Origin of the sequence: Nostoc sp. UHCC 0251 (genome assembly GCF_034932245.1) — a bacterium.
Classification (GTDB): Bacteria; Cyanobacteriota; Cyanobacteriia; order Cyanobacteriales; family Nostocaceae; genus Nostoc.
The window spans coordinates 1-9,726 of record NZ_JAYGHD010000137.1; the positions used below are offsets into that span (position 1 = coordinate 1).

The following is a 9,726-nucleotide window of genomic DNA, read 5'->3' on the forward strand; positions in this document are numbered from 1 at the left end:
TGTCGCCCACCCCACAATAAATAGTTGTATATTTTTTTATTTGGAAGTCCCTAACGCAGTGGCTTTTCTTAAAAGTCCTTCTTGATAGATCTGCATCAGTGTTTGTAACTCTGTGCGATCGCCTTCACTAAGAGTACCTGATTGCTGGCGATGTCTACGACGGGCTACGCCTACGAGCATTTCGCTTAACCGGGCATCGTGTTCTGGTTCCATTTGCAGTTCGGTCAGCACCAAGACTTGCTCATCAGAAAGGACAGAGACAGGCTTAAGGTCGCTAATATCCCCACTGACGGGCGGAATTGAAAGTTGAATGGTATCTACTAAAATGCTGGCAACATCACGATTTGCCAACCGGGCAAAGCGTTCTGCACGTTGGTAAATATCGTCTGGCAGGGTAATGATGATTTGGGTACTCATAGCTCTTGTAAATACTTCTTTCTATTCTCACTTGCAATTAGTAATTATGTGTTTCAGGGTAATAAAAACTGAAAAATATAATTTAATATACTTCTCGGTTTAGCTTGATTGTTTGGATTTGTTTTACAAAGAAAGGCAGAGGGCAGAAGGAAAGGAGCATCAATAACAACTTTAGTTCTGGGTCTAAAGCCCAGTTAAAAAAAAGAATTGTATCGAGACGCGTAGCGCAACTTGCATTGCGTCCTTGTTTCAATCCTACGTTTTTAAACGTGGGTTCCCTTCTGCCTTCTGAAATTTAATTCAAGTTTGGTAGAGAAAAATTTCGGTTCTTCAGTACTTGTTATGCCAAACTATTAGCTAAGTATTACAATATTATGTTAAAAAATATATCAAATATGACACAGATAAATAAAGAGTTATATACACAAATGAAAAGAGAAAAACACAATGTAGAAGAGCTAATCAAAAAAACAAAATTAGCAGAGAAAAAAGCTGAATATAAACAAATATTATTAGGATTAAAGAGTAGTAAATATCCTTTGCTTAAAAATGATGTCGTTATGCATGAGAGCTTGATGAATAGAGAGGCGATCAGTGTTAGCTTTAAGAGCAAAGCGTTGTATGAGAGTAATTCACCATGTCTTCAGAAGCAATTACCACCGTGATCAAAATGATGGAGTCTTTACCCATTGAGGTACAAGATCGAATTGCAGAGCATCTACGGGAGTACATTGATGATCTGCAAGATGAAATTAGATGGAATGAATCATTCCAGAGAACACAATCAAAACTTATTGCTGCTGCCAAACAAGCCAAACAGGAAATTGTAGAGGGACAAGCCACTGCAATGAACTACGATCAGCTATGAAGTCAGCAGTACTTCCTTCCTTTTGGTCTGAGTATCGACACTTGAGCAGCGAAATTAGGCAAAATGCCAGGAAAGCATATCGGCTGTGGGCAGAGAATCCATTTCACCCGTCTTTACATTTCAAGTGTATCAACAGTCAGGAAGGGATTTGGTCAGTGAGGGTGACGCGAGGCTATCGAGCACTTGGAGTTTTGGAAGGAGACACAGTGACATGGTTTTGGATCGGTAGTCATGATAATTATGAGCGTTTCTTTGGGTGAATCTGTATATTTAGATAGCTGCTGATTGCTGTTATCTTCATTGTTATATCGTTGTGTCTATCTTTGACATAGTGAGTATATTTCAGGATTGGTTCTGGGAAATCAAAGAATGCGGTCAAGGCCCTCATTACTACTTCAGTGCCACTTTTGCTCCGTCTGATGCTGAACGCCTTGCTGCTTTGGTGCGCCAGCATCCACTGTCTGGCTTTAAACACTACCACTTTGTTGGCAAATTAATCAATGCGCCATGTGGAAACTCCAATACTCCAGGTTTTTATGATTTGTATATTGACCAGAGCAACTATGCTGAAGTTATGTCGGGTATACAAAGAGATGAACCTATAGTTACTGTTGCACACTATGTCTGGCAAATTATTGGTGTTTGCGATCGCAATTTTGGCATTGAGTCTGGTTATGGTGGGATCACTGGCACAGATAACCAAGCTGACACTTCACTGATTGTGGCACTGGCGCAATCACCAGAACTCAACCCGCCATGTTTTTCTAGAATAATTGGATGTGCGATCGCTAAATCCTTCTTTACACCATCAAAACCATAAAAACACGCGGATTTTTGTGTATGCTTTGTGACCATGTGCCTTAGCGATACATTTCCGGGAGTCATTATGGAACGTGCCATTTCTGCGTTGGGAATTTTAGTTTTTCTCGGTATATCCTACGCCTTCTCGGTTAATCGTCGTGCGGTGCGTTGGCGAATAGTGGCCTGGGGTTTGGGTTTGGAGCTTGTATTTGCGCTAGTGATTCTTAAAACTCCTTGGGGTTTGAATGTGTTTAAATCTCTGGGAGATATTGTTAGCCAATTTTTAGCATTTTCAGATGTCGGTGCCAAATTTGTCTTTGGAGAGAATTTTAAGGATCATTTCTTTGCCTTTCAAGTGCTGCCAACAATTATCTTTTTCTCTGCCTTCATCAGCGTTTTGTATTACTACGGCATTTTACAGCGAGTCGTAAATGTGATGGCGTGGGTAATGATGAAGACAATGAAAACATCGGGTTCTGAATCTTTATCCTGTGCAGGTAACATCTTTTTAGGGCCAACAGAGTCGGCGCTGATGGTTAAACCTTATATAGCGAATATGACGCAATCGGAACTCCATGCCTTGATGACGGGTGGTTTTGCCACAATTGCGGGTGGAGTACTAGGGGCATATCTTTCTTTTGGAATACCAGCAGAACACCTGATTGCTGCTTTTTTTATGACTGCTCCCACATCGTTGGTGGTATCAAAATTACTTTACCCAGAAACAGAAGTATCAGAGACGGTTGGGAAGGTAAAAGCGGATGTAAAAACCAATTATGTAAACGTAATTGATGCTGTGACGACGGGAGCAATTGATGGTGTGAAGTTAGCTGTTAACGTCGGCGTGATGATTATTGCCTTTTTAGGATTATTAGCTGCCCTGAATGCACTGCTGGGATGGGTAGGCGGATTTGTCGGCTTACAGCAACTCTCATTACAATGGATTTTGTCTTTTATTATGGCTCCCGTAGCTTGGCTGATGGGCATACCTTGGGCTGATTGTCGGCAAGTGGGGGCTTTATTAGGTACAAAGACAATTCTGAATGAGTTTATTGCTTTTTTGGATTTGAAGGCACTAATTGAAAGTGGAAAAATTTCCCAACGTGCAGTCATTATTGCGACTTACGCCTTATGTAATTTTGCAAATATAGGTTCAATTGGAATTACCATTGGCGGCATTACTGGAATAGCACCTAATCGCCAGCATGATTTAGCTCGCATGGGTGTAAGGTCAATGATTGGCGGGTTGTTAGCGGGTTTTATTACCGCTTGTATTGCAGGGATGTTGATTTGAATAAGAATTTTCCAAGCCAGAATTCAGGATTTATATCATGTCTGCAATATTACCCATAATGGGACTTAAACAACGATTAAGCCCATCAGTTTTTGGGTAAGTGTTGAAGGGAAGAACACCACCTGCTTGGTTAAAGAGGATTATTTATTATGCGACATTACTTGTTCTTCCCCTACACTCCCTACTTTATCAATGAGTAATCTTTCGGTGGAGAAGGAGTAATCTGCAATGTCACTACTTTCAGCTAAATAGACATCTGGTGAAAATGAATTGTTTTGACGTTGCATTGCAACGTCTCTACAAGGGTTTCAGGTAACACATAATTAATTTCTGGAGATGTCTGCTATATTAAGTCTAAAGGTGGAAGACATTGCCCTAAATTTATGCAATTATTAGCCGCTGAATCTTAGATTAACTTTAAATTTATTTAACTTTTTAGAATGCCAGACGCGGAAAAGTCCCAAAACCAGCTGGGTAATGATAAGCTGCTGCTGCACTCGCAAGTTAGTAAAAAAGCACATTATTCTCTGGTAGCCTGTAAAGAAGAGGGAATGTTGCTTCAGTTGGCTGATGGCACTATCCAGGCTTGCAATGCGGCTTGCGATCGCATTTTGGGACTGACCGCAGAGCAGCTAGTAGGGCAAAATTTGCTCAATCCCAATTGGCAATTTATTCATGAAGATGGTTCTTTTTTGTCCAGTGAGACTCACCCAGCGATCGTTGCCCACAAAACAGGTCAACCTTGCTTGAATATGGTTTGTGGCTTTCATAAACCAAATGGTGAGCTAGTCTGGTTATTGTTGTCTTCACAACCTCTATTCCAAGTTGGAGCCAGCACTCCCTACGCGATCGTTACAACTTTTGCGGATATTACAGAATCTAAGCACGCGCAGCTTGAAGATAAAAAACTCCATCCACAAGGGGATGGAGTTTTTGGGCATGGGGAAGAGTCACCAATGCCCAATGCCCCATCCCCCAAGTCGGCGGGCGACTATCCCTCTCTACCCACAAGAGGATGGAGTTTCCCGCCGACTTTCGATGAACTTAAGCCACAGTGGGATAGTCAACGTCTGTTTCAACAAATTGCTGGCACTCTTCCGGGGATACTCTACATTTATGACCTAATTGAGCAGCGAAATTCTTACGTTAATTACGAAATCGCTCAAGGTTGGGGTTACACACCAGCAGAAATCCAAGCAATGGGAAAGGAGTTATTTACCCAACTTCTACACCCTGAAGATTTGGCTAGGCTCCCTAGCTATTTTGAAAAATTTAATTCTGCTCCTCAGGGCGAAGTCATGAGTTTTGAATACCGAATTCGACACGCTAATGGAAATTGGCGCTGGTATTGTAGCTATGACACTGTATATAGTAGAACTGCTGAGGGATTGCCGCAATATCTTTTGGGAATCGCTTTTGATATTACAGAGCGGCGACACATAGAAATTTCTCTACGGCAAAGTAACGAAAGGTTTGAGCTAGCAGCCGCCGCAGTTAATTGTCTAATTTACGACTGGGAGATTCACAGAAATAGTGTGGAAAGAACTCAGGGTCTAACCCAGGTTTTTGGCTACACACAACAAGAAACTGAACCCACGTTCCAGTGGTGGCAAGAACGCATCCACCCCGATGACCAACAAAGAGTTAATGACCAGTTCATTGCTAGTATGGTCAGTGGAAACCGTTATAGGATCGAGTATCGAGTCCGTCACAAGGATGGCCGCTATTTATGGGTGGTAGACCAGGGGTTTGCTGTCCAGGATGCAAATGGTCAGGTAGTTAGAGTAGTTGGTGCTAGTACTGATATTACTGAACAGCAAGCTGTGCTGCGCGATCGCCAGCAAGCTGAAGCAAACTTGCGCGAGAGTGAAGAACGAATTCGGTTAGCTACTACAGCTGCTGAACTGGGTATGTGGTTTTGGAATATCACCACCAACGAGTTAATTTGGACAGAGAAATGTAAGCAACTGTATGGACTGTCTCCAGAAGCCGAAATCAGCTTTGAGATTTTCCTCAACTGCGTACATCCAGAAGACCGCCACTGCATCCATGAAGCGATCGCTTACTGTCTTGAGGAAAAGGTTGAGTGTGACATTGAATACCGCAGCCTTTGGCCTGACGGCAGTATTCATTGGATTGCTGCTAAAGGTCGTATCTTTTACGATGCTGAGGATAAGCCAGTGCGAATGATGGGTACTGTCCAGGATATTACCCAGCGCAAACAGGCAGAAAATGAATTGCGCCAGCGTGAAACTCAATTAAGGCGCTTAGTTGATTCCAACATTATTGGCATTATGTTTGCCACTCTTGACTGCATTACTGAGGCAAACCAGGCTTTTTTAGAAATGGTGGGTTATAGCCGAGAGGAACTCTTAGCAGGAAAGGTACGTAGAAAACACATCACTCCACCTGAGTATTACACTCTTGATGAGCAGGGGCTAGAGCAACTTTTCACGGTTGGAATATGTACTCCCTATGAAAAAGAATATATCCGCAAAGATGGTTCCCGTATCCCCATACTCATTGGTGGTGCCTTAGTGGAGCAAGATCCAGCATCTTGGATCTGTTTTATTCTCGATCTAACCCCCAGGAAGCAATTAGAAAAGGCACTTAGACAACAAGCAGAGGAACTCAAACAGGCAAACCGCAACAAAGATGAGTTTCTCGCCATTCTCTCCCATGAATTGCGATCGCCACTCAACCCGATTTTAGGCTGGTCATCGCTACTCAAAAGCCGCAAATTTGATGAAGCAACTACAAATCGTGCCTTGGAAACCATCGAAAGAAATGCTCTATTGCAAATTCAATTAATTGATGAGTTGCTGGATGTGTCCCGAATTATTCGCGGTAAGTTGAGCCTGACTTTTGCCACTGTTAATCTGGTCGCTGTAATTGATGCTGCATTGGAAACAGTCCGGTTAATTGCAGAAACCAAATCCATCCAGATAAGACTACAGCTTGACCCCAATGTTGGTAAAGTGTCAGGTGATTATTATCGCTTACAGCAAGTTGTAGGAAATTTACTCTCGAACGCAGTCAAGTTCACTCCCCGGAATGGATCTGTGGAAGTCAGCCTATCATTGAGCCGGGAATTGTCTTCCCACTCAGCAGTGATTCAAGTTAAAGACACAGGTCAAGGTATTTCCCCCGAATTCCTACCCCACATATTTGAATATTTTCGTCAAGCCGATAGCAGCACAACTAGACAATTTGGCGGGCTGGGACTGGGATTGGCAATAGTTCGTCACTTGGTAGAGTTGCATGGTGGTACTGTAATAGCAGCTAGTCCAGGAGAAGGACAGGGGGCAATTTTTACTGTCAAACTGCCTGTTATGAAGGAGAGTGAGAGAGCAAGGGGAGCAGAGGGAACAGGGAAGGAATTTAACTCGTCAATTCTTGCCGGACTACGCATATTGATTGTTGATGATGATGCTGACACACGGGATTTTTTACACTTCTTGCTACAACAGAATGGGGTGCTGACAACTGTTACAGCATCGGCAACTGAGGCGCTGGCTGCCATAGTCAAGACTGTACCCGATTTATTAATCAGTGATTTAGGAATGCCACAGATGGATGGCTACAGCCTGATTAGGGTACTCAGGGCAATGCCAAAGGAAGAGGGAGGGGAAATTCCTGCGATCGCCCTTACCGCCTATGCTGGCGAAAGCGATCGCAATCAAGTCTTAGCAGCTGGGTTTCAAAAACACGTTGCCAAACCAGTACAACCAACTGAATTACTAAGCTCAATTGTAGATTTACTCAAGCAAAGGTATAACTAAAACTTTTTTATAGTGATGTTTTTGACTGGCTAAAAACGCGAGGAGACGTTGAACTGATATAAAATTATTTTTTATAAAAAAATAATTCATGTCCAAAAGTGTTGGCTCAATCATGCCCCAAATTTTTGATTGCGATCGCTCATTTTCAGCCTAATACTTGAAAATTTACCATCATAGACAACTATCTAAAGACTGAAACTTATTCCTTGAAAGCCAGCCATTAGTTAGTTGTATAATTTTGATTTTAGACTAATAATACAATATATGGCCAAGACAAATTTTATTTCTTAAATGTTGCCAAAGCTCATTATGCATTGAGCTTGACAGCATTAACCCTCTTCGGCAATTATAAAGAGGCGGCTATTAACAGCCAATTACCCTACTACTTGGCTGCGATTTTATTCAGTTATAAAATCGCCTATTTCTATTAAGTATCCTTATTGTTGCAACATACTATATGTCACAGTATCGCTGCTTAATTAGTGTGCTCCTCGGTTCTTTAAAAATCAAATAGGAATTCGGTACTATGTGTGGTGGAGATTTAAATAATTTTTATGAAATGTCAGAGCAGATATTCATAATGTCTAAAACTTTGATTTTCCAGAGTTAATGGTTGGATTTGTGGTTTCCATATCGAGGCAAATCAAAGAATTATCTCGATATTTGTATTCACCTAACCTTGCATCTAGTATTTTCCAATAGTCAATCCAAGAATTTGAAAAGAGGATATTTCCATGTTTAGTTTCTTTCGTTGGCCATCAGCAAGGGTTGCTTTACTAGTTCTGGGAATGACAGCTGCTACAATAACCCCCATCGTAATTTCTGCCCCAGCTTCATCTCAAAATACTGTTCCATCTACGACACCATCGCCTGCTTCAACAGTTAACTTGTCTGATGTTTCCTCAGATTATTGGGCACGTCCCTTCATTCAAGTCTTAGCTGACAATAACGTGATTACTGGCTTTCCTGATGGCAGCTTTAGGCCGAATCAAGCTGTGACTCGTGCCGAGTTTGCCGCCCTCATTCAAAAAGCCTTCCCTAACCAAAACCGAGTTCGGCAATCAAACGCAGGTGGATTTAGTGATGTTCCTGCTGGCTATTGGGCGGCTTCTGCAATTCAATACGCTTACGAAACTGGATTTCTAGCAGGCTATCCTGGAAACGTATTTTCACCAAATCAACAAATACCCAAGGTACAGGCGATCGTTGCTTTGACCAGTGGCTTGGGTATAACTGGTAGCACCGCTGGAACTAGTACTGACCTCAGCACCTACTACACCGATGCCTCAGCTATCCCGGACTATGCTGTTAATAATGTGGTAGCAGCAACACAATCTAATATTGTTGTTAATTATCCAGATGTAAGACAACTCAATCCGCAACAACCCTTGACTCGTGCCGAAGTTGCGGCACTCTTATATCAAGCTTTGGCTAGACAGGGACGGGTGCAACCCATTGCTAGCAATCTTCCAGCTGCTCAATATATTGTTGGTGGAACTCAAACTGGTACTGATATTGTCTCTCTTGCTGCATCCAGTAACTCTTTTACAACTCTGACTTCTTTATTAAAGACAGCTGGTTTAGCAGATATTCTTCAACAGCCTGGCCCTTATACAGTCTTCGCTCCCACCGATGAAGCGTTTGCTGCTTTGCCTGCTGCTACTCTACAGCAGTTACAGCAACCAGAAAACAGAGAAGCATTGATTAAGATTTTGAGATATCATGTTGTTCCTGGGGCAGTAACTGCTAGTCAGCTTTCGGCTGGAGAGCTGAAAACCTATGAAGAAAGACCTGTAAATATTCAAATCGATCGTGCTAATAACCAAGTCTCGGTGAATAATGCCACAGTTATCCAGGCGGATGTGCAAGCTAGCAATGGTGTTATCCATGCAATTAACCAAGTCCTCGTACCGCCTGATATTAATATTAGTCAGTTAAATCAGCCACCAACAGGAACCACAGATGGTACAACAACGCCTGCTGTTACACCAGGTAGAACTACTCTTGGTGGACCTAGCTATGTCGGTGTAGCTGGTAATATTGGTTTGAGCGGCAACGATACAGCTTTGGGTGACACTAACTTTACAGCGATCAGTAAAATTGGTCTGACACGCAATATCTCAGTACGACCATCGGTGATATTTGGGGATGATACATTGTTTATGGTTCCCTTGACTTTGGATTTTTCTCCCCGTACAGCAGGCTCGGTGGGCGAAAGAACCTTTGCTATATCTCCTTTCATCGGTGCTGGCGTAGCCATCGAGGCTAATCTCGATACTGACATTGGATTACTTTTAACTGGTGGTGTAGACATTCCTGTAGCTAACAGATTTACGGTGACAGGTTCTGTAAATGCTGCTTTTATGGATGAAACTGATGTAGGACTATTATTTGGAGTTGGCTACAACTTCTAAGTAAATAGAAGTAAAACACTCGGTAGGGGCGTATATTTATCACACGTGTCAACTTAACGTAAAACGCTTGTTAAGACGTGATGTTACGCTCCACCCATTGGTGTCAACTTAACGTAAAAGCCATGTCCCGCAAAGAACTGAAGTTCCAAG

The 9,726-nt window shown here is 42.3% G+C and carries 9 protein-coding genes; 7 read left to right on the forward strand and 2 right to left on the reverse strand.

Going from position 1 to position 9,726, the window contains the following annotated elements; translation table 11 throughout:
• Positions 1-36: 36 nt before the first annotated feature.
• The gene (locus VB740_RS15195) at positions 37-417 is read right to left on the reverse strand and encodes a hypothetical protein (protein WP_323200816.1); all 381 of its coding nucleotides are present in this window, start codon (positions 415-417) and stop codon (positions 37-39) included.
• A gap of 374 nt (positions 418-791) precedes the next feature.
• Between VB740_RS15195 and VB740_RS15200 the strand changes: the two genes are divergently transcribed.
• The 5 genes from VB740_RS15200 to VB740_RS15220 all read left to right on the forward strand — a co-directional run bounded on the left by VB740_RS15200 (position 792) and on the right by VB740_RS15220 (position 3,380).
• Positions 792-1,082 carry a hypothetical protein gene (locus VB740_RS15200; protein WP_323200817.1) on the forward strand — a complete coding sequence of 97 codons (291 nt, stop codon included), beginning with the start codon at positions 792-794 and terminating at the stop codon, positions 1,080-1,082.
• Positions 1,055-1,285, forward strand: coding sequence for a hypothetical protein (locus tag VB740_RS15205; RefSeq protein ID WP_323200818.1), 231 nt, complete (start codon positions 1,055-1,057; stop codon positions 1,283-1,285). Before VB740_RS15200 ends, VB740_RS15205 begins: the two co-directional genes overlap by 28 nt.
• Positions 1,282-1,545 (forward strand): hypothetical protein, encoded by a 264-nt coding sequence (locus tag VB740_RS15210; protein ID WP_323200819.1) that lies wholly within the window; start codon positions 1,282-1,284, stop codon positions 1,543-1,545. Before VB740_RS15205 ends, VB740_RS15210 begins: the two co-directional genes overlap by 4 nt.
• A 71-nt stretch (positions 1,546-1,616) precedes the next feature.
• A complete protein-coding gene (locus tag VB740_RS15215; protein WP_323200820.1) occupies positions 1,617-2,105 on the forward strand; it encodes a hypothetical protein in 489 nt (162 codons plus the stop codon).
• A 66-nt stretch (positions 2,106-2,171) separates the two neighbouring features.
• Complete coding sequence (locus VB740_RS15220; protein ID WP_323200821.1) at positions 2,172-3,380, forward strand: NupC/NupG family nucleoside CNT transporter; 1,209 nt, start codon at positions 2,172-2,174, stop codon at positions 3,378-3,380.
• Positions 3,381-3,520: 140 nt separating this feature from the next.
• Here the strand turns inward: VB740_RS15220 and VB740_RS15225 are convergent, their stop codons facing one another.
• On the reverse strand, positions 3,521-3,667 hold the full coding sequence (locus VB740_RS15225; RefSeq protein WP_323200822.1) for a hypothetical protein: 147 nt from the start codon (positions 3,665-3,667) through the stop codon (positions 3,521-3,523).
• Positions 3,668-3,820: 153 nt separating this feature from the next.
• Between VB740_RS15225 and VB740_RS15230 the strand changes: the two genes are divergently transcribed.
• Together VB740_RS15230 and VB740_RS15235 are read left to right on the forward strand one after the other, a co-directional pair.
• A complete protein-coding gene (locus VB740_RS15230) occupies positions 3,821-7,162 on the forward strand; it encodes a PAS domain-containing protein (protein WP_323200823.1) in 3,342 nt (1,113 codons plus the stop codon).
• Positions 7,163-7,896: 734 nt separating this feature from the next.
• Positions 7,897-9,576, forward strand: coding sequence for a fasciclin domain-containing protein (locus VB740_RS15235; protein WP_323200824.1), 1,680 nt, complete (start codon positions 7,897-7,899; stop codon positions 9,574-9,576).
• Positions 9,577-9,726 lie beyond the last annotated feature (150 nt).